Source organism: Mesoflavibacter zeaxanthinifaciens DSM 18436, assembly GCF_000422365.1.
GTDB classification, from domain to species: Bacteria; Bacteroidota; Bacteroidia; order Flavobacteriales; family Flavobacteriaceae; genus Mesoflavibacter; species Mesoflavibacter zeaxanthinifaciens.
Map to the genome: position 1 here is coordinate 259,604 of NZ_AULQ01000006.1, position 18,238 is coordinate 277,841.

At 30.7% G+C, this 18,238-nt stretch carries 21 protein-coding genes; 8 read left to right on the plus strand and 13 right to left on the minus strand.

The features are described 5' to 3' along the window. Positions 1-17 precede the first annotated feature (17 nt). The gene (locus H574_RS0107115) at positions 18-1,106 is read right to left on the minus strand and encodes a M42 family metallopeptidase (RefSeq protein WP_027879912.1); all 1,089 of its coding nucleotides are present in this window, start codon (positions 1,104-1,106) and stop codon (positions 18-20) included. A 120-nt stretch (positions 1,107-1,226) separates the two neighbouring features. Here H574_RS0107115 and H574_RS0107120 point away from each other — a divergent pair, with 120 nt between their 5' ends. Together H574_RS0107120 and trhA are read left to right on the plus strand one after the other, a co-directional pair. Next, positions 1,227-1,916, plus strand: coding sequence for a DUF4294 domain-containing protein (locus H574_RS0107120; RefSeq protein WP_027879913.1), 690 nt, complete (start codon positions 1,227-1,229; stop codon positions 1,914-1,916). Further along, positions 1,916-2,542 (plus strand): PAQR family membrane homeostasis protein TrhA, encoded by a 627-nt coding sequence (trhA, locus tag H574_RS0107125; protein WP_027879914.1) that lies wholly within the window; start codon positions 1,916-1,918, stop codon positions 2,540-2,542. Before H574_RS0107120 ends, trhA begins: the two co-directional genes overlap by 1 nt. A gap of 47 nt (positions 2,543-2,589) precedes the next feature. On the opposite strand, the gene H574_RS0107130 is transcribed toward trhA, so the two are convergent. The 5 genes from H574_RS0107130 to H574_RS0107150 form a co-directional block, all read right to left on the minus strand. Beyond that, positions 2,590-3,609, minus strand: a complete 1,020-nt coding sequence (locus H574_RS0107130) for a TQO small subunit DoxD (protein ID WP_027879915.1) — start codon at positions 3,607-3,609, stop codon at positions 2,590-2,592. Between the two features lie 62 nt (positions 3,610-3,671). Further along, entirely contained in the window at positions 3,672-4,046 is a 375-nt protein-coding gene (locus H574_RS0107135; protein ID WP_027879916.1) for a hypothetical protein, read from the minus strand. A gap of 70 nt (positions 4,047-4,116) precedes the next feature. Beyond that, on the minus strand, positions 4,117-4,545 hold the full coding sequence (locus tag H574_RS0107140) for a DUF4268 domain-containing protein (RefSeq protein WP_027879917.1): 429 nt from the start codon (positions 4,543-4,545) through the stop codon (positions 4,117-4,119). A 15-nt stretch (positions 4,546-4,560) separates the two neighbouring features. Continuing rightward, positions 4,561-5,235, minus strand: coding sequence for a ZIP family metal transporter (locus tag H574_RS0107145; RefSeq protein ID WP_027879918.1), 675 nt, complete (start codon positions 5,233-5,235; stop codon positions 4,561-4,563). 27 nt (positions 5,236-5,262) lie between these two features. Continuing rightward, positions 5,263-5,994 carry a class I SAM-dependent methyltransferase gene (locus tag H574_RS0107150; protein ID WP_027879919.1) on the minus strand — a complete coding sequence of 244 codons (732 nt, stop codon included), beginning with the start codon at positions 5,992-5,994 and terminating at the stop codon, positions 5,263-5,265. A 170-nt stretch (positions 5,995-6,164) separates the two neighbouring features. Between H574_RS0107150 and H574_RS0107155 the strand changes: the two genes are divergently transcribed. Further along, a complete protein-coding gene (locus tag H574_RS0107155) occupies positions 6,165-7,322 on the plus strand; it encodes a THUMP domain-containing class I SAM-dependent RNA methyltransferase (RefSeq protein WP_027879920.1) in 1,158 nt (385 codons plus the stop codon). Here the strand turns inward: H574_RS0107155 and H574_RS0107160 are convergent. Genes H574_RS0107160 through rlmD form a run of 3 tightly spaced genes read right to left on the minus strand, consistent with a single transcriptional unit; the run spans position 7,315 to position 10,072 of the window. Further along, positions 7,315-8,082, minus strand: a complete 768-nt coding sequence (locus H574_RS0107160; protein WP_027879921.1) for a DUF6048 family protein — start codon at positions 8,080-8,082, stop codon at positions 7,315-7,317. The two genes, H574_RS0107155 and H574_RS0107160, sit on opposite strands and share 8 nt — an antisense overlap. Next, positions 8,048-8,617 carry a DUF6452 family protein gene (locus tag H574_RS0107165; RefSeq protein ID WP_027879922.1) on the minus strand — a complete coding sequence of 190 codons (570 nt, stop codon included), beginning with the start codon at positions 8,615-8,617 and terminating at the stop codon, positions 8,048-8,050. The genes H574_RS0107160 and H574_RS0107165 overlap by 35 nt, the downstream gene beginning before the upstream one ends. Before the next feature lie 3 nt (positions 8,618-8,620). After that, positions 8,621-10,072 (minus strand): 23S rRNA (uracil(1939)-C(5))-methyltransferase RlmD, encoded by a 1,452-nt coding sequence (gene rlmD / locus H574_RS0107170; protein ID WP_027879923.1) that lies wholly within the window; start codon positions 10,070-10,072, stop codon positions 8,621-8,623. A 242-nt stretch (positions 10,073-10,314) separates the two neighbouring features. Between rlmD and rocD the strand changes: the two genes are divergently transcribed. Continuing rightward, positions 10,315-11,595 (plus strand): ornithine--oxo-acid transaminase, encoded by a 1,281-nt coding sequence (gene rocD / locus H574_RS0107175; protein ID WP_027879924.1) that lies wholly within the window; start codon positions 10,315-10,317, stop codon positions 11,593-11,595. Positions 11,596-11,661: 66 nt separating this feature from the next. Here the strand turns inward: rocD and H574_RS0107180 are convergent, their stop codons facing one another. The 3 genes from H574_RS0107180 to H574_RS0107190 form a co-directional block, all read right to left on the minus strand. Then, positions 11,662-12,003: a CCC motif membrane protein gene (locus H574_RS0107180; RefSeq protein WP_027879925.1), complete on the minus strand. Its 342-nt coding sequence runs from the start codon at positions 12,001-12,003 to the stop codon at positions 11,662-11,664. 1 nt (position 12,004) lies between these two features. Continuing rightward, positions 12,005-12,262, minus strand: a complete 258-nt coding sequence (locus H574_RS0107185; RefSeq protein WP_240471261.1) for a DUF2752 domain-containing protein — start codon at positions 12,260-12,262, stop codon at positions 12,005-12,007. A gap of 118 nt (positions 12,263-12,380) precedes the next feature. Continuing rightward, a complete protein-coding gene (locus H574_RS0107190; protein WP_027879927.1) occupies positions 12,381-14,159 on the minus strand; it encodes a T9SS type A sorting domain-containing protein in 1,779 nt (592 codons plus the stop codon). Between the two features lie 194 nt (positions 14,160-14,353). Here H574_RS0107190 and H574_RS0107195 point away from each other — a divergent pair, with 194 nt between their 5' ends. Further along, on the plus strand, positions 14,354-14,554 hold the full coding sequence (locus tag H574_RS0107195; protein ID WP_027879928.1) for a hypothetical protein: 201 nt from the start codon (positions 14,354-14,356) through the stop codon (positions 14,552-14,554). Between the two features lie 2 nt (positions 14,555-14,556). Then, positions 14,557-15,108, plus strand: a complete 552-nt coding sequence (locus tag H574_RS0107200; RefSeq protein WP_036227257.1) for a Smr/MutS family protein — start codon at positions 14,557-14,559, stop codon at positions 15,106-15,108. Here the strand turns inward: H574_RS0107200 and H574_RS0107205 are convergent, their stop codons facing one another. After that, positions 15,109-16,056, minus strand: coding sequence for a hypothetical protein (locus tag H574_RS0107205; RefSeq protein WP_027879930.1), 948 nt, complete (start codon positions 16,054-16,056; stop codon positions 15,109-15,111). It abuts the gene before it with no gap. Positions 16,057-16,165: 109 nt separating this feature from the next. On the opposite strand from H574_RS0107205, the gene H574_RS0107210 reads away from it, so the two are divergent. Further along, positions 16,166-17,305: a cysteine desulfurase family protein gene (locus H574_RS0107210; RefSeq protein WP_027879931.1), complete on the plus strand. Its 1,140-nt coding sequence runs from the start codon at positions 16,166-16,168 to the stop codon at positions 17,303-17,305. Positions 17,306-17,320: 15 nt separating this feature from the next. Then, entirely contained in the window at positions 17,321-18,103 is a 783-nt protein-coding gene (locus tag H574_RS0107215; RefSeq protein WP_027879932.1) for an alpha/beta fold hydrolase, read from the plus strand. Positions 18,104-18,238 lie beyond the last annotated feature (135 nt).

Sequence of the window (18,238 nt, forward strand, 5' to 3'; positions counted from 1 at the left end):
ACTTTCGTGGGAATTTATTATTTAAAGTAACTAAATGTTTCTCCGTCTTCAATTTTAAGTAACGTTTCGTAAATTAACTTGATTACGTTTTCTACATCATCTTTATGTACCATTTCTACAGTAGTATGCATGTAACGAAGTGGTAAAGAAATTAATGCTGAAGCAACGCCACCATTACTATAAGCAAAAGCATCGGTATCTGTACCAGTAGCTCTACTTAAGGCACTACGTTGGAATGGGATTTTTTTAGCTTCGGCAGTATCTGTAATTAAATCTCGTAATTTTTGTTGTACTGCTGGTGCATAAGCCACAACAGGACCAAGTCCAATTTCTAAATGACCTTCTTTTTTACGATCTATCATTGGTGTTGTTGTATCGTGCGTAACATCTGTAACGATAGCGACATTTGGTTTAATGGTTTCTGTAATCATTTGTGCACCACGAAGTCCAATTTCTTCTTGCACTGAGTTAGTAATGTATAAACCAAATGGTAATTCTTTCTTGTTTTCTTTAAGTAAACGCGCTACTTCTGCAATCATAAATCCACCCATACGGTTATCTAAAGCACGACATACAAATTTATCACCATTTAAAATATGAAACTCGTCTGGATAAGTAATTACACAACCCACGTGTACTCCCATTTTTAAGACTTCTTCTTTGTCTTTTGCACCTATATCTATAGTAATGTTGTCAGGTTTTGGCGCTTCTTCTTTAGATTTGTCACGTGTATGTATTGCAGGCCAACCAAATACACCTTTTACGATACCGTTTTTGGTATGGATATTAACAATTTTACTTGGTGCTATTTGATGGTCGCTACCACCGTTTCTAATCACGTAAATTAATCCGTTATCAGAAATATAATTAACATACCAAGAGATTTCGTCTGCATGACCTTCTATAACTACTTTGTATTTAGCGTCTGGATTAATAACACCAACTGCAGTACCGTAAGTATCCGTGATAAATTCATCTACATAAGGTTTTAGATAATCCATCCATAACTTTTGTCCGTCCCATTCGTAACCTGTAGGCGCAGCATTATTTAAATATTTTTCTAAAAAGTCCATCGACTTTTTATTAAGTATCGATTTTTTTGCCATTTTTAATTTAATTTTTGTCTAAAATAACAATATTCACAGTTATTTAATAGTTAGTGAAGTGTTAATTATTAATTTTGTATTAACATCTAAATTTGGAATGGTTTTAGCAGTATTGTTACTATGAAAAAATTGCTTTTTTTAATTCTTATATTTCCTTTTTGTCTTTTTGCACAAGAAGAAGAGGAGATAGTTAACGATACTACAGATGTTGAATTTATAATTATAAAAGGCGACTCTATACCGCAAAAATCTATTTATTTAGATGAAATACTTTTACTACCTAGTCTGCATTTTAACAGTAAAGAAGAAAAATATAAGTACTATATTTTAAAACGAAAAACACTTAAAGTTTACCCTTACGCAAAATTGGCTGCAGAACGATTAGAAACCTTAACAGCGCGTTTACAAACACTAGATAAAAAGGGTCAAAAACGTCGTTATGCAAGAAAAGTACAAAAATATATAGAAGAAGAATTTTCTGAAGAGCTAAAAAAATTAACGCGTACCGAAGGTCAAATTTTAGTCAAATTAATACACCGACAAACGGGTCAAACTACATTTGACTTAATTAAAGAATTACGTAGTGGTTGGAGAGCATTTTGGTTTAATACCACAGCAAGTATGTTTGACATCTCTTTAAAACGCGAATTTGATCCAATAGATGTTAAAGAAGATTTTTATATAGAAGATATTTTAATAAGAGCTAAACAACAAGGCTTATTAGAACTACGTGCACCATCTGTAGAGTTTGATTATTTTGAACTAAGCGATAAATGGGCAGATAAAAAACCAGCATCAACAGAAAATTAATGAGGAAACAAACACCTTTTGAAGAAAAACTTAACGCTTTAACACATGCAATTGGTGCTGTTTTTGGTATTGTAGCATTAGTTTTATTGATCATTTTTGAAACTAAAAAAACAGAGTTTAGTTTATTTAGTGTTGTTGTTTATGGTATTTCAATAATTATATTGTTTACAGCGTCTACAATGTACCATAGTTTTACAGACGAGAAAAAGAAACACTACTTCAGGATAGTTGATCACATTAGTATTTATCTATTAATAGCAGGAACTTACACACCAGTTTTACTTATTACATTAGAGCAGAGTAAAGGTTGGTTGCTATTTTATATTGTATGGGCTATTGCTGGATTTGGTGTGATTTTAAAATTATTTTTCACAGGTAAATTCGAAGCCTTTTCAACCATTTTATATTTAGTTATGGGTTGGCTTATTGTATTTGATTTTTCAACTTTAAATAGTCTGATGCCTGCAAACGGAATAGTATTATTAATGGCTGGCGGATTAGCTTATACCGTTGGTATTGTTTTTTATGCGATAGAAAAAATACCTTATAATCATGTAATATGGCACCTTTTTGTGTTGGCTGGTGCTATTTGTCACTTCTTTATGGTATTGTTTTTTGTGGTTTAAAAACAACGATTTACAATATGTAAACCGTTGTTTTCATTATAATGATACTATTTGTTTTTTATAGAATATTCCCAGAAAGCACCGCTAATATCTGTTAGTTTGATAGTGTAGTTTCCTTTAGGAAGTTTAGTAAAAATATCATCTTTAAAAGTCAATTTAGCTTTGGCGCCTAACGGTAGGATAAGGCTATGTTTGCCAGGTTTGACTTTGGCTATGTAGTAATTAGAAATGTTTTTATCATTTAGTTGTGATAAGGCATTTTGGTCTAGTTGATATATTTTTTGGTTTTGATTATCTAATAGTTCTAACTTAATAATCCAAGCACCATAAACATCAACACCTTCAGTTCTAAATACATCAAAACTAATTGTATTATGGTTAAATAATCCTTCTGTAATTTCAACTTTAGGTTTTATAGATTTATTATGAAGTGTTCCCCATAATCCACCATGAAAGATTTGATTTGTAGCTAATGTTAAACCAAAAATAAATATAGATCCAATTAAAACAACTTTAGAGAAGTTATTATTTTTAATAGGAATGTTACCAGACCCTAGCCAATTAAACCATTTCTTTTTAGTAAAAGATATATTCTTATTTAATAAATAATTGTCTAATGCATATTTACCACCGCCAGTTAGAAATAGAACAAAACCTGTAGCAATACCTAAAATACCTATTTGCCATTCGTCTAAACATGTTGTACCAATCCAACCTGATGCTAAAAGAATACCTAAAGCTAAACTAAAGACACCAATACTCATCAATCTTGTAAATAGACCAAACATGATAAATAATCCAACAATACCTTCAATTATGGTAAATACAACCATATTTATCCATAGTGCATCTGGATTTTCAACTAGATATTTAATAATAGGTTTTATGCCCAACGCATGTGGTAAAAAGTGATTAAATTTTACACCAATATATCCAGCTAATTCTGGATCCAGTTTTTCGGCTAATACAGTTCGTCTCCAAAATGCAGAAAAGTAGGTCCAACCTACAACAAGTCGTAATGCTAAAGCCATTAGCCCAGCATCATTTTTTAAATTTATTTTATTCATTTTTATTATCAGTAAGTTATTATTTATGATTCACGATTTAACGTGTTTTGTGTCATAAACAATTACAGATAATCTTTAAAATTTTGGTATAAAATATAAAGAGGAAGCGGAGCAGTAGAGGTAGTTTGAGCTGCTTGCAGTTTTGTGTCTACAGTTATATTTTCAACTAATGCGAAGTTATAGTTTAATACATCAGGAAATATTGCTATCTGTTTCGAATTACTTTTAGATGTTGAAAGTTTTATAACGTTAACCACTAAGTTGTCACAACTGTAACTGCTAAAAGTAGATTTGTTTTTGTTAGAAACTTCAGTTTGTGGTAAACCAAGTTCTGCTTGAAAAAAATTACGAACCTTACACGGCGATACTAATAATAAAAAAGCAAGGCTAACTACAGATAACCATGATATTATTTTATTAGTTGCGCTTATTTTCATATCGTAAAAGTAATAATAAGGTTTTGTGCCGCTTATTAAACTTTTCTTAATATTAGGTTATTGATTAAAATTACCCTTCAATAATATCCTTATACTCTAAAAAGAAGGCTTCAAAACGACTCATAATGTCATTAAAAAACACCATAACTTCCTGCCATGTGTTTTTGTTATGTATAGATACTTTATGCCCTAAAGGGACATAGACACGAGAGATTTCTTTTCCGTTTTCTAAAAAAAACTCTTCTTCATATATGGCTTCAGGTAAAAATTCATCTTTTAAAATAGATTGAAGTGCTACCAGTTTTTCCCAATATTTAATACGATGTTCTAAGCTATCTTCAAGATCTAATGCAACTAAAGCTTTTTTGTTATCAAAATGAAATTTAAAGCTAACACCTTTAAGTTTGGTGTTGTATAAAATCCATTTTCTAGGAAAAGATTTACCAAAACTGGTCCAAAATTCTTGTTTTAATTGCCTTGATTCTTCTTTAGAAAACATAGTTATACTTGATTTTTAGACAAAATAAGCAATAATAATTGCTAAAACAATGGTACTTAATTTAACGATATTAAATTTATGTCCTTCATTACTTTCAAATAAAATTGTGGTACTAATGTGTAAAAAGATACCAATAACTAAAGCTGAAATTTCATAAAAATAAGTGGTGAAAAACTCAAAATTTTCTGATAAAAATGTACCTAATGGCGTCATAATAGCAAACAAACCTAAAAACAAAAAGATTTTTGGATTACTTATTTTAGAGCTAATAAAAAACGAACTTAAAATGATAGCAACGGGTAATTTATGAATAATAACACCGTATAATAATTGCTCGTGCGCATGGATAGGTATACCTTCTAAAACGCTATGCATACTTAAGCTAATAAATAACAACCAAGGAAAATTAACTCTATCTTTATGGATGTGTACATGTCCGTGTTCTGCACCTTTAGAGAAAAACTCTAAAACAATTTGTAGCAAAATACCTGCCATAATAAATAAACCAATAGGCTTATCATGGTTATGATGGTATACTTCTGGTAAAAAGTTAAAAACGGTAATAGATAATAAAAAAGCACCACTAAAAGCTAATAATAACTTGAGGTTAGTCGATTTTTTAGGTTTAAAAATTAGTACAATTAAAAAACCTAAAACAACACTTAATATGGGTAATATAATATTTAACATAAAGAAGACTTAGCGGTCGTGTTTAGATTATTTAAAAATCATGATTAATCTTTCAGAGTTTTTAGCATCAAATTTATTTAGCTTATAATCTCCAAATACGTCTAATAAATATACACTAGCTTTTTCAAATAATTTTTCAAAATCATTAAGAGTAAAGGCTTTTACACGTTCTTGAAAGAGGTAATCTTCATCTTCAAAAGTAAAGCTAATATCTTTAATAATGTAACCGTTTTCAACACGACGTTCTTGTAAAAAATCAATACCATCAACAGTTTTGGTGTTTTTTTTAACCAAATTATCAATAACGTAGTTGCTATTCATAAAATCAATAACACCAAAACCAAACTCGTTTAAATTAGCTTTAATAGCTTTTATGGTCGATAGGTTATCAATTTCATTTTCAAAATAACCAAAACTTGTAAATAGATTAAACACAGTATCAAAAGTTTCGCCATAAGGCTTACACATATTATGTACATCAAAATGTAAAGTTTCATTTTCAAACTGTTTGGCAAATGCAATACTATTTTCAGATAAATCTGCACCAACAACATTGTAGCCAAGCGTGTTTAAAAAGATACTATGTCTGCCTTTACCACAAGCTAAATCTAAAACCTTTGCTTGTTCAGGTAAATTTAGATAGTTGGTTAAATTGGTCATAAAAGTTTCCGCTTCGGCATAATCGCGGTCTTTATAAAGTATATGATAAAATGGAGTGTCAAACCAAGAGGCATACCATTTTTTAGTACTATTTGTCATAAAATTAATTTTGGGGTTTAAACTTTCGCTTAAGCTACAGTTTATCAGGCTTTCGCAACTCGCTCTTTTCAAGGAGCTCAAACAAATTGCTCAATCCTTAACCCATTTATCAACAAAGGTTATGTTTCCGGCAAAAATACTCTATTTTTGCAAAGTATTAGACGTTTATAATGGAAGAAAATTTCAACATGGTAGCCAAAACCTTATTTGGTTTTGAAGATTTATTGGTAAAAGAATTAAAACAACTTGGCGCACAAGATGTTAAAGCAGGTGTACGTAAAGTATCTTTTGTTGGTGATAAAGGCTTTATGTATAAAGCCAACTTGGGTTTACGTACAGCTATAAAAATCTTAAAACCAATAAAAACGTTTAGAGTATCTAATGAAGACGATTTATACAAACAAGTGTATAATATTAAGTGGGAAAAATACTTAAAAGCTACAGGTAGTTTAGCAATAGATGCTACAGTACATTCTAAACATTTTACACACTCAAAATTTATTGCTTTAAAAACAAAAGATGCTATTGTAGACCGTTTTAGAGATAATGGCGGTGTTAGACCAAATGTAGATTTACGTTTTCCTGATTTAAAAATTAATGTGCACATAGATCGATCTGTTTGCACAATTTCTTTAGATAGCTCTGGTGAGTCTTTACACAGACGTGGTTATAAATTAGCAACTAATATTGCGCCTATAAATGAAGTTTTAGCAGCAGGTTTAATTATGTTATCTGGTTGGGATGGACAAAGTGATTTTATGGATCCAATGTGTGGTAGTGGTACTATGTTAGCCGAAGCAGCTATGATAGCTTGTAATATTCCACCAAATTTAATGCGAAAAGAATTTGCTTTTGAACGTTGGGAAGATTGGGATGTAGAGTTATTTGAAAAAATAGAAGAGTCTTTATTAAAGAAAACTAGAGATTTTCATTATAAAATTATTGGTTACGATAAGTCACCAAGTGCAGTGCATAAAGCTAAAGAAAATATTAAAAATGCACATTTAGATGAGTTTATAACGATTAAGCATGAAGATTTCTTTAAAACACAACGACCAGGAGAAGCACAAAAATTGCATATGGTTTTTAATCCTCCTTATGGCGAGCGTTTGGATATACAAATGGAGCAGTTTTACAAGCAAATAGGAGACACCTTAAAACAAAATTATCCAAATACAGATGCTTGGTTTATTACTTCTAATTTAGAAGCTTTAAAATATGTAGGTTTAAGACCTTCAAGAAAAATTAAATTATTTAACGCAAAACTAGAGTCTAGATTAGTTAAATATGAAATTTATGCAGGAAGCAAAAAAGCTAAGTTTAATTAGTAGAATCTTCTTCGGTATTTTCAGGCAGTTCTTTAGTCTTCTTTTTCTTTGTGTTATCCTTTTTAAATAAAGGAATCATGTAAGAAATAGTATACCCATATCCAACACCAATACTATTAGAATCATAAGTCTTATAAAAACCTGGTACATATAAATTTTGCATGTTTTCAGGTTCATCTTGACTAATCATACTTTTTAATTGACCGTTAATACCAACGTATAAATTGTTTAATACTTCGGCTTTAATACCTAATTGAAGTTCTACCCAAATAGCAGATAAACCACTAAATTTTAAGCTTTCGTTGGATGAGTTTTGTTCTCCCCAATATTGATTTGTGTTATACACTGTGTAATTATTTCTGGTTTGGCTAAATGTGCTAGCTCCAACTCTAAAACCAGCATAAATCATATTATTCATTCCGTACCAGTTATCGTACATATTATAATCTGCACCAGCTTTAAAATAACTACCGGAAGCAGTTACACTTAGATAATCGTTAGTAGTTGTTTTTTCTTCATTACCTATTTCTCCTGCTAGATACCAGCTTTTTGTTAATCGGTAATCCCCAACAATTTCAAATCCTTTATACTCATCATCTACAGCAGATCTTATTAATTTTCCTGCATCCAGACCAATACGCAAACCGTATTCTAGCTTGTTTGTATTTTCTGTTGGTATTTGTATTGTGTCTTGAGCGTTAGAAGACCAAACGCTACAAACAAGACTAATGAGAAAAAGTGTAGTGTGTAATTGTTTCATCTTCAATTATTAAATTATCGTTTTGTGGTATTGTTTGAAAAATCCATTGACCATCAGTACCTTGATCTATAGTTACATTTGTATTAACAAAAATTGTTTTGTAGCCACAAGCTCTAGATACATAAACATCACTTCTTGAATAGTCAATTGTGACTAGATCTTGGTTTCCTGTAAAGAAATCGTCAGATAAATCATCAGGTGTCCCATTGTTATCTATTTCAAAATCACTAATTAATATAAAGTAAGTTTGATCGTTAGTTGTTCTTAAGGGTAAAAATACTTGGTTAGTATCTTCTCCTGTGGCGCTTCTTAGATTTGATCCTTCTGGAACACTTGTATCTAAAGGAAACACGCTTGGATCTTCAATACCTAAAACAACTAAATTAAATACATTTTTAGAATTTTCTAAAATGCTATTGTCTACAAAGTCAACAATCATATTTGGTGTTGTAGGAGAGCTTTCTGGACATAAATCGTCACGTTCGCAAGTGGTTAAAAGCGGTAACACCAAAAATAGCGTTAATAATTTTTTCATAATTTATTTTTCAAAAAGTACAACCGTTTCTATGTGTGATGTATGCGGAAACTGGTCGACTAGACTTATCTTTTTTAGTTTAAAACCTGCATTGATCAAGGTTTCTGTATCTCTTGCTTGTGTTGCAGGATTACAAGATACATAAACCATGCGTTTTGCATTTAAATTTATGATTTTATTTAAGGTTTTTGGTGCAATGCCAGAACGAGCAGGATCTAATATTATTGTCTGTATTTTGTTTTGGTATTGTGGATATTTGCTTAAAAATTTACCAACATCTTCAGCATAAAACTCAAGACCTTCAATATTATTTCTTTTAGCATTTAGTTTAGCATCTTCTATTGCCGAAGCTACAATATCTACACCAATTATTTTAGTATTATTACTTTTTGAAGCAATAATTTGACCAATAGTACCAGTACCACAAAATAGATCTAAAACTACAGAGTTATCTATAGCTTCTTTATCTTCTAAAGCATAATCGACTACTTTTTGATATAATTTTTCGGCAGATTTTGGATTGGTTTGAAAGAAGCTTTTCATGCTAATTTCAAAGTTTAAGCCAAGTAATTCTTCAACTATTTTGTCTTCACCATGGATAAGTGCAATACTACCTGATGTTGCTATTGTACGATCGCCTTGTTCATCATTTATAGTATGTAAAAGTCCGGCAACTCTATCATTAAATAGTGATACTAAAAACTTAGCAAATACATCTAAATCAAATTGATCTAATCCATCAGAAGTGGTAACCAAATTAAATAATAGTTGATTAGTTTTATAAGATTTTCTAACCACTAAGTATCTAAAAAAGCCTTCACGCTTTGGAGCATGCCAAGGAGCTAAATGTGTAGCTTCGCAATAATCTTTAATTTTTATTAAGTTGTCTTCTAATTCTTTATCAAAAAGACCGCTATCTTTATCAAGATTATCACCTATCCACCATGTACCACGACGTTTAAAACCAAGAGTAAACTCGTCTACGTCTGTGTTTTTATTATGATCGTATCCAATTGCAGAAAAGCTATATTCCATTTTATTACGATAATGAAATAGGTTAGGAGACGCCACAAACTCATCAAAATAGTCTTCAATTTCAGGTACTTTTCCAATTTTTTTAAACAAATCCATTGTACTGGTGTACTTGTATTGGTGTTGTTTTTCGATTGGTAAATTAATGTATGGCGCACCAGAAATTTCGTGATAGTTTAATTGAACTTCATCTGGAGATTTTTGCAGCACATCAATCAACTTACATTCGGCATATTTCTTTTTAGATTTTACCACACGCGCTTTAACCTTTTGACCAGGTAAAGTGTTAGGTACAAAAAGTACAAAGTTTCCTAATTCGTTACTTATACGGGCAATTCCTTTACCTCCAAACGCATAGTCTACGATATCTAAATCGATAAGCTGACCACGTTTTACAAATTTATTTCGATCTCTTCTAGACATGCTGCAAAAGTAAGCAAAGCAATTTCGATTTTGGAAATTAGAATTATGATTTTTTAACTTTTTTAAGCTAAAAATCATATTATCATTAAATCCACTTAAAAAATGTTTTTAAAGGCAGGTAATATTTATTATTTTGCAACCTCTAGGGATGATTTCTTTCCCACGCTGAATTTTCGAGACTTTTCGAAAGGATAAAGGTAGATAAGGAATGGTTATTTTTTTCACTTTAAAAATTTATAAAAATGGCTGTTTTAGACCAATTAACGTCGCAAGAAGCGATGGATTTAGAAAACAAGTATGGAGCGCATAATTATCATCCATTACCAGTAGTATTAAGTAAAGGCGAAGGTGTTTACGTTTGGGATGTAGAAGGTAAGAAATATTACGATTTTTTATCGGCTTACTCTGCAGTAAACCAAGGACATTGTCACCCAAAAATTGTAGGTGCAATGACCGAGCAAGCAAAAAACTTAACCTTAACCTCAAGAGCATTTTATAATGACATGTTAGGTCGTTATGAAAAATATGCGACTGAGTATTTTGGTTTTGATAAGCTATTACCAATGAATACTGGAGCTGAAGCTGTAGAAACTGCTTTAAAAATCTGTAGAAAATGGGCTTACGAAGTTAAAAACATCGATGAAAATGAAGCTGAAATAATTGTTTGTAAAAACAACTTTCATGGACGTACAACAACGATCATTTCATTTTCAAATGATCCCGTAGCACGTAAAAATTTTGGTCCTTATACCAATGGATTTATCAAAATTGATTACGATAATTTAGAGCAATTAGAAGATGCTTTAAAAAACAATAAAAACGTAGCAGGATTTTTAGTAGAACCTATACAGGGTGAAGCAGGTGTGTATGTTCCAAGTGAGGATTATTTAGCAAAAGCAAAAGCACTTTGCGAAAAATACAATGTATTATTTATTGCAGATGAAGTACAAACAGGTATTGCTCGTACGGGAAGATTATTAGCAACTTGTGGTAACTGTAATTGCGAGGATAAAAATTGTTCTGGTACACCAGAAGTAAAACCAGATGTTTTAATCTTGGGTAAAGCATTAAGTGGTGGCGCATATCCAGTAAGTGCTGTTTTAGCAAATGATAATGTGATGAACGTGATTAGACCTGGTAACCACGGAAGTACTTTTGGAGGTAATCCAGTTGCAGCAGCTGTAGCTATAGCAGCTTTAGAAGTTGTAAAAGAAGAAGACTTAGCACAGAAAGCTTTTGATTTAGGTGAATTATTTAGAGCAGAAATCAATAAATACATAGAAACTAGTAACATTGTTAATTTAGTAAGAGGAAAAGGTTTACTAAACGCAATAGTTATTAATGATGATGAAGACAGTGATACCGCTTGGAATATTTGTCTAGCATTACGCGATAATGGCTTACTAGCAAAACCAACACATGGAAACATAATTAGGTTTGCGCCGCCATTAGTAATGACTAAAGAACAATTATTAGATTGTGTATCTATCATTACAAAAACTTTAGAAGCTTTTGAAAAATAAAAGGTTTATTTCCATAAAAAAGGCGACCCATTTGGTCGCCTTTTTTATTTTATAAGAATATGTCAATTATTGAGCAGCTTGTTGTGCTTCATACTGCTCCATTGTTTGTCTAAATTGTTCTTGTATCTCGTCCCATCCAACAGTATAAATTCTGTAAATTGTAACTAATAAATAGATAACGTTTATAATAGTTATTATTAAAGCTACCGTTTTAGCAGTTTTCATTTGATTGTATTCTTTTGGACCTGCTTCGTAATTTTCAGGGTTTAACTGTGCATTTTTTAAAGAGTTATTAGCTACTAAAAATCCTGAACCAGATAGGATAAAACCTAATCCGCCAAAACAGCAGCATAATAAACCGACAATTGAAAGTACATAAACTAAGGTTGGGTTGAGTCTTTTTTTCATTTTAAGTGTGGTTAATTAAATTATATATAAAGTTAGTTAAAATTAAAATAATACTAATAATAGCTAATATAGAAATGATTTTTGTTGAATATTTAAATTTATAGAAAACAGATGCTAATATAACTATACCAAGAAGAGATAGTGTGTAGATTGCAGGATACATCAAAAATCCATCCACCAATTTACCTTGAGATACTAAAGTGACAGATCTTTGTATACCACAACCAGGACATTCAAATCCTAAGACTTGCTTATTCATACAAGGCAGCATGTAGTTATTTAAATCTTCCATTTTACTATTTAAAATTTAAATTTAGTAAAATAAAAAAGGCTTTTACAATTTGTAAAAGCCTTTTTAAATAAAATTTTATGTACATCTACTTTTTATTAGCTACAATAACCTTTTTAGTTGTTGTATTACTGTTAGAAAGTGTAGTTTGTACTAAATATACTCCGTCACTTAAGTTTTTAGTAGAATAGCTTAAACGCTCGTTGTTGTTTTTTATAATTTTGTTAAAGATAATTTTACCAGAAACATCGTATAATTTAATGTTTTCTATATCTAGTTTTTTAGGGTTTAAAACGACTAATTCAGATGTATTGTTGTTTTGAATCACGTTAAAGTTGTTCTCTGCAAACTCATCTGTAGATAACGTATTAGCTTCTACAAAAACAACTTCAAATCTATCAGTATAATTACCAGTAGGTAAGTTAATTTCAAAGTTTTGAGACTGTAAGTTTACGTAAGTATCATTTACTTTATCATGTATGTAAATAGGTTGATTGTTATCAAAATTTTGCACATCAAATATTCTAAACCTAATTAACTGTTGATTATTAAGATTTAAAACTACAGGAATAGCTAAATTTAAATCATAAGCATTAGCTTGAGTTACTAATTTTTTACTGTTTTGAGTCCAATACGCATCAGAGTTTAACGTACTGTACATATTACTTTCTAAACCATAATCCTCGTTTGGTGTTGCAGTATGATGGAAGTTTTGTAATAATTGGCGTGTATAGGTTTCGTTAAAATCTATATTTAATCTAAAACGTTTGTAATCTGAAGGTAAAACATCAGATCCGTTTGTTGTAGATTGACCATTTTGATTAGTAGCAGACTCATTCTGTTGTGCTGTTCTAAAAAATTCACTGTTAGCACCAGATTCTCTGTAATAAGTACGATGACTATCAGAAATTAATAAATTACCATTAGCGCTACCTTTAACCATAAACCCTTGTCCAATAGGTATATATCTATATACTTCTTTACCTGATGTAGAAGGTGATCCAATTGTATTTACGGTACCATCTCCATTGTAAGTTTTAAATGTGGCAGGTGTAAATGACCTAACATCTCCTGCAGCATTTATAGTAAACGATGCATAACCACCTGAATAAGATGTCAAATTATGAGATGCAATAGATTGGTCTTGCTCCCAAAAGTATAAAGAGGCAGAATCTAAAAAACCAGTATTGGCAGGATCATGTATAAACGCTACTGCATCTAAAGCAGAAGGGTAAGGGTTGCCAATTAAAGTTTCTTGACCAGTAAGAACAGCAACACTTATTTCACCTTCGTTAGGTTTTCCTCTAAAATCGTATTGTTGGTTACCTGCATCTGTTCCTTTCATAGTAAAACCATAACCAGCATCTACTGTACCAGATTCTCCAACAAAAATCCAATCAGCATAATCAGTACCTGGATTATATTTCCAAATCCAATAATCTTCTATATTTAAAGGAGAACTTGTTCCGTTATATCCTGTTGTACTGTAACCAGCAAGATTACTGTTAGTTAGATCCGCAACGTCGTAAATGTTTTTGTTAGGTGTGAACGCTCTGTTACCAGTACTGTTTGCATCAACATTTCCTACAGGAGAAGCCCAATAATTGTAGGCATATTGATTTACAGTACCTTCTTGATAGACACTAAGTTTACCAACACCAGAGTTACCAGTGTTACCAGACCCTTGTAATAATTGTGCTTCGTTTCTTAAATAGAACGTTGAGTTTGCTTCTGTAAGATTAACATCATCTTCTACATAAACTTCGATATCTGAAGCAAAAATGAAAGCATCATTTCTAACCGTTAATTGTGCTAAAGACAATTGACAGAATGTAAATGATAAAAAAGTTAAATAAAATAATTTCATAGTAATTTAAATTTGGCACACACAAAATTACTAAAAACAACTCTGGTTGAGCATTTTAGTCGGTCAATTAAAGCTATTTTTAGACGAAATACGAGTTTTATAGGTTTAATGTATTAATTGACTATTCTTATTAACATCTTTTAATAGTAGTTTCTTTACTTAAATCTTTTATTTTTGTTTTAAGTTATATTAAAATGAATAAAAATTATCTTTTTATAATTATTGGAGGCGCTATTTCTTTCTATGCAAATGCTACGGAAAAACAAAACGTATTTTTGTTAGTGATAGGTATTGTAATTTTAATGTTTGGTATCTATAAGCTACAAGCAACAATACCAAGTAGAAAGAAAAATGAAACTTATATAAAATCTGAAAAAATAGACGAAGAAGAATAGTAATGCTAAAAATTGGCGATAAAGTAGATGTTTTAGATGATGTACTTTCTGGTACTATAGTTGCTATTAATGGCAACATGGTTACTATTGAAACTAATGAAGGTTTTGATCTTGATTTTAAAGCTAATGAATTAGTTAAAATAGGTTCAAAATCTATAAATCAAGATGCTTTTAAATTAGCTAGTGTTAATGAGATTTTAAAAGAAAAAACTGAAAAGAAACGACACAACAACACACAAAAAATAAAGCCTAAGCAACGTTATCAACCAAAACTTGAAGTTGACTTGCACTTACACAAATTAATTGATAACGAACGAGGAATGAGTAGCTATGATAAGTTAAACCTTCAACTAGATACTGCAAGGAGACAATTAGAATTTGCTATAAAAAAACGCATTCAAAAAGTCGTGTTTATTCACGGAGTTGGTGAAGGCGTTTTAAAAATGGAGTTAGAAACTCTTTTTAGTCGTTATGATAATATTAAATACTACGATGCTGACTATAAGAAATATGGTCTAGGAGCAACAGAAGTTTATATTTATCAAAACAGCTAATTACAATTCTGGTTGTAATGTTCTACTAGTACTTAAATCTACATCTGTAGCTTGGGTTAAAGTCCCAAAATCATAGGTTTGATATTGAAAAGAGCCAAAGTCAATATTGTAGGCTGTCATAGTAATTGTAAACGTATCGTAAACCGTATGTTGTCGGTATGATGTTGCTAGTAAAGTATCAGAGACTTCGTCATTTAAATAATCAGGACCAGCGTTAGGATCTGTTATATCGTTTGTAGGGTTATTGTCTTGTGTCGTTGCGTTTTCTTCATTAATGGTTAATACACCATCATCATCATCATCATTATCTCTGTAATTAGGTATACCGTCTTCGTCTGTGTCTAACGCATTTGCATCTAGGTCTGCTAAGGTCATTCCGTCTTCAAAAGTAACACCTTCACTAACAGTTAAAACATTATCTCCATCATCGTCAACATCCATATAGTTTGGTATACCATCACCATCTGTATCGTCGTCATTTAAATCTCCATTTCCATTTAAATCTTCTAAATAAGCAGGGATACCATCGTTATCATCTTCGGCTAATGCAACAAAAAATGTGAAATCGCCACTAGAAGAGTAATCTTCGGTTATTTGTATGTTATCAGGTGGTACATCGTAACAAAAAATTCCATCTGTAGAAGATGCGTAACTTCTGTATCTAAACGTACGGTTTCCTCCAACATCAGCTTGAGTATATTCTGTATTAGCTAATTGTAGTCTGTTTGGATTGTCAGGATGTTCAACAACTTCAATTAAGTCGTTCATAACAAAATCGCTACTAGTAATTTGTAGTGATAGGCTTTGGCTAGTATTAGTTTTAAAAATAACTAAATCACCACAAGCTTCAAAAGTTTCATCAAACTCTAATTCGCTAGTAATTATATCTCCATCATCACAGTTAAATAAAGATAAACAAAGTATAGATAAAGCAACTATTTTGCGCATAATTTCAATTTTAAAAAACAAAAATAACAGAATTACCAAACTAATAACGTAACCATTAACAATTAATTTTATTTAAAGTATTTTTGCACATAATTAAAGTGAATTTTAGATGAAATCTGTTTACCTAGATAATGCCGCTACGACTGCAATTTTACCAGAAGTTGTCAATACAATGACAGAAGTTTTAACAAACACCTTTGGTAACCCATCTTCCACGCATAATTATGGTCGTAATGCTAAAGCAATTGTAGAACAAGCAAGAAAAACAATAGCAAAGCAATTAAATGTGTCTTCTTCTGAAATTATTTTTACTTCTGGTGGTACCGAAGCTGATAATTTAATACTTCAAAGTGCGGTTAAAGATTTAGGTGTAAAAACTATAATTACTACAAAAATCGAACATCATGCTGTTTTAAATACAATTATTTATTTAAGTGAACATTATGATGTAGAAATAATCTATTTAGATCTAGATGAAAACGGGCAAATTAATTACAATCAGTTAGTAGAGTTTTTAAATAGCAAAGACAATGTTTTAGTTAGTCTAATGCATGTTAATAACGAAATTGGTAATATTTTAGATATTAAAAAGGTTGCTAATTTATGTCAAGAAAATAAAGCATTATTCCATAGTGATACGGTACAATCTATAGGACATTACAATTTAGATTTACAAGACATAAAAGTAGATTTTGTGGCAGTAAGTGCGCATAAATTTCATGGACCAAAAGGTGTTGGTTTTGCTTTTATTAGAAAAAACTCAGGATTACATCCGATTATTTTTGGAGGCGAGCAGGAGCGAGGACAACGAGCTGGTACAGAAGCCTTGCATAATATAGCAGGATTAGAAAAAGCTTTTAAAATAGCTTATCAAAATCTTGAAGTAGATAAAGCATATATAACAAATCTTAAAAGCTATTGTTTAAAACAATTAAAAAAAGAAATTCCTTCGGTAAAGTTTAATGGGCTTAGCGACACTTTAGAAAATAGCGCTTACACTATAATAAATTTGCGCTTACCAGAAATTTCTAAAGATGCAACTATGGTTCAGTTTCATTTAGATTTAAAAGGAATAGCTTGTTCGCGTGGTAGCGCATGTCAAAGCGGAAGCACAAAAAATAGTCACGTTTTAGAAGAAATATTAGCTAAAGAAGCGTTAAAAAAAGCATCATTACGTGTCTCTTTTAGTAAATTTAACACCAAAGAAGATGTTGATTATCTGGTTAATGTCTTAAAAGAATTATTTTAATATATTTAAAAAAGATTGCTTCATTATTCTACATTTATACATGGATCCTCTAAGGAATGGGTCACTTTTGTTCACGGAGCAGGAGGAAGCAGCTCTATTTGGTTTAAACAAATACGGTCTTTTAGCAAAGAGTTTAATGTATTAATCTTAGATTTAAGAGGTCATGGAAATAGTAAACCGAAGTTAAAAGATACATTTAACTCTAAATATACGTTTGATAATATTACAAATGATATTGTAGAAGTTTTAGACCATGCGCAAATTAAAATATCTCATTTTGTGGGTATTTCTTTAGGTACCATTTTAATAAGAAATTTAGCCGAAAAGCATCCACATAGAGTAAAAAGCATGATTATGGGTGGCGCTATAATGAAATTAAATACGAGATCTCAGTTTTTAATTCGTCTAGGTAATTTTTTTAAAAGTGTTGTACCTTACCTATATTTATACAAGTTTTTTGCATTTATCATAATGCCAAGAAAAAACCATAAATCTTCAAGGCTATTGTTTGTTAATGAGGCTAAAAAGTTATGCCAAAAAGAATTTATTAGATGGTTTAAGTTAACTTCAGAAATTAATCCATTGTTGCGTTTCTTTAGAGCCAAAGACACAAAAACACCAACACTTTATGTAATGGGTGAAGAAGATCATTTGTTTTTACCTTCGATTAGAAACCTAGTCTTAAATCAATCACATTCATCTTTATTTATAGTTGAAAATTGTGGACATGTTGTTAATGTAGAACAACCAGAAGTCTTTAACGCTATTACAATTCAATATATCAAAAATAAAATATAGCGTATAAAATTTTTACTAAGTTAACAAACGTTAATTAGCAGATTATTCAATGTTTGATTATTAGAAAATCCACAAATTAATAATTAAAGTTTTTTCTTACATATACCATTTAATATTCTTGTAATTTTGTTAAAA

What these genes read in the sequence shown, in the direction of transcription:
- H574_RS0107115 (WP_027879912.1), bottom strand. Translation starts at nt 1,106, where the DNA reads ATGGCAAAAAAATCGATACTTAATAAAAAGTCGATGGACTTTTTAGAA.
- H574_RS0107120 (WP_027879913.1), top strand. Translation starts at nt 1,227, where the DNA reads ATGAAAAAATTGCTTTTTTTAATTCTTATATTTCCTTTTTGTCTTTTT.
- trhA (WP_027879914.1), top strand. Translation starts at nt 1,916, where the DNA reads ATGAGGAAACAAACACCTTTTGAAGAAAAACTTAACGCTTTAACACAT.
- H574_RS0107130 (WP_027879915.1), bottom strand. Translation starts at nt 3,609, where the DNA reads ATGAATAAAATAAATTTAAAAAATGATGCTGGGCTAATGGCTTTAGCA.
- H574_RS0107135 (WP_027879916.1), bottom strand. Translation starts at nt 4,046, where the DNA reads ATGAAAATAAGCGCAACTAATAAAATAATATCATGGTTATCTGTAGTT.
- H574_RS0107140 (WP_027879917.1), bottom strand. Translation starts at nt 4,545, where the DNA reads ATGTTTTCTAAAGAAGAATCAAGGCAATTAAAACAAGAATTTTGGACC.
- H574_RS0107145 (WP_027879918.1), bottom strand. Translation starts at nt 5,235, where the DNA reads ATGTTAAATATTATATTACCCATATTAAGTGTTGTTTTAGGTTTTTTA.
- H574_RS0107150 (WP_027879919.1), bottom strand. Translation starts at nt 5,994, where the DNA reads ATGACAAATAGTACTAAAAAATGGTATGCCTCTTGGTTTGACACTCCA.
- H574_RS0107155 (WP_027879920.1), top strand. Translation starts at nt 6,165, where the DNA reads ATGGAAGAAAATTTCAACATGGTAGCCAAAACCTTATTTGGTTTTGAA.
- H574_RS0107160 (WP_027879921.1), bottom strand. Translation starts at nt 8,082, where the DNA reads ATGAAACAATTACACACTACACTTTTTCTCATTAGTCTTGTTTGTAGC.
- H574_RS0107165 (WP_027879922.1), bottom strand. Translation starts at nt 8,617, where the DNA reads ATGAAAAAATTATTAACGCTATTTTTGGTGTTACCGCTTTTAACCACT.
- rlmD (WP_027879923.1), bottom strand. Translation starts at nt 10,072, where the DNA reads ATGTCTAGAAGAGATCGAAATAAATTTGTAAAACGTGGTCAGCTTATC.
- rocD (WP_027879924.1), top strand. Translation starts at nt 10,315, where the DNA reads ATGGCTGTTTTAGACCAATTAACGTCGCAAGAAGCGATGGATTTAGAA.
- H574_RS0107180 (WP_027879925.1), bottom strand. Translation starts at nt 12,003, where the DNA reads ATGAAAAAAAGACTCAACCCAACCTTAGTTTATGTACTTTCAATTGTC.
- H574_RS0107185 (WP_240471261.1), bottom strand. Translation starts at nt 12,262, where the DNA reads ATGAATAAGCAAGTCTTAGGATTTGAATGTCCTGGTTGTGGTATACAA.
- H574_RS0107190 (WP_027879927.1), bottom strand. Translation starts at nt 14,159, where the DNA reads ATGAAATTATTTTATTTAACTTTTTTATCATTTACATTCTGTCAATTG.
- H574_RS0107195 (WP_027879928.1), top strand. Translation starts at nt 14,354, where the DNA reads ATGAATAAAAATTATCTTTTTATAATTATTGGAGGCGCTATTTCTTTC.
- H574_RS0107200 (WP_036227257.1), top strand. Translation starts at nt 14,557, where the DNA reads ATGCTAAAAATTGGCGATAAAGTAGATGTTTTAGATGATGTACTTTCT.
- H574_RS0107205 (WP_027879930.1), bottom strand. Translation starts at nt 16,056, where the DNA reads ATGCGCAAAATAGTTGCTTTATCTATACTTTGTTTATCTTTATTTAAC.
- H574_RS0107210 (WP_027879931.1), top strand. Translation starts at nt 16,166, where the DNA reads ATGAAATCTGTTTACCTAGATAATGCCGCTACGACTGCAATTTTACCA.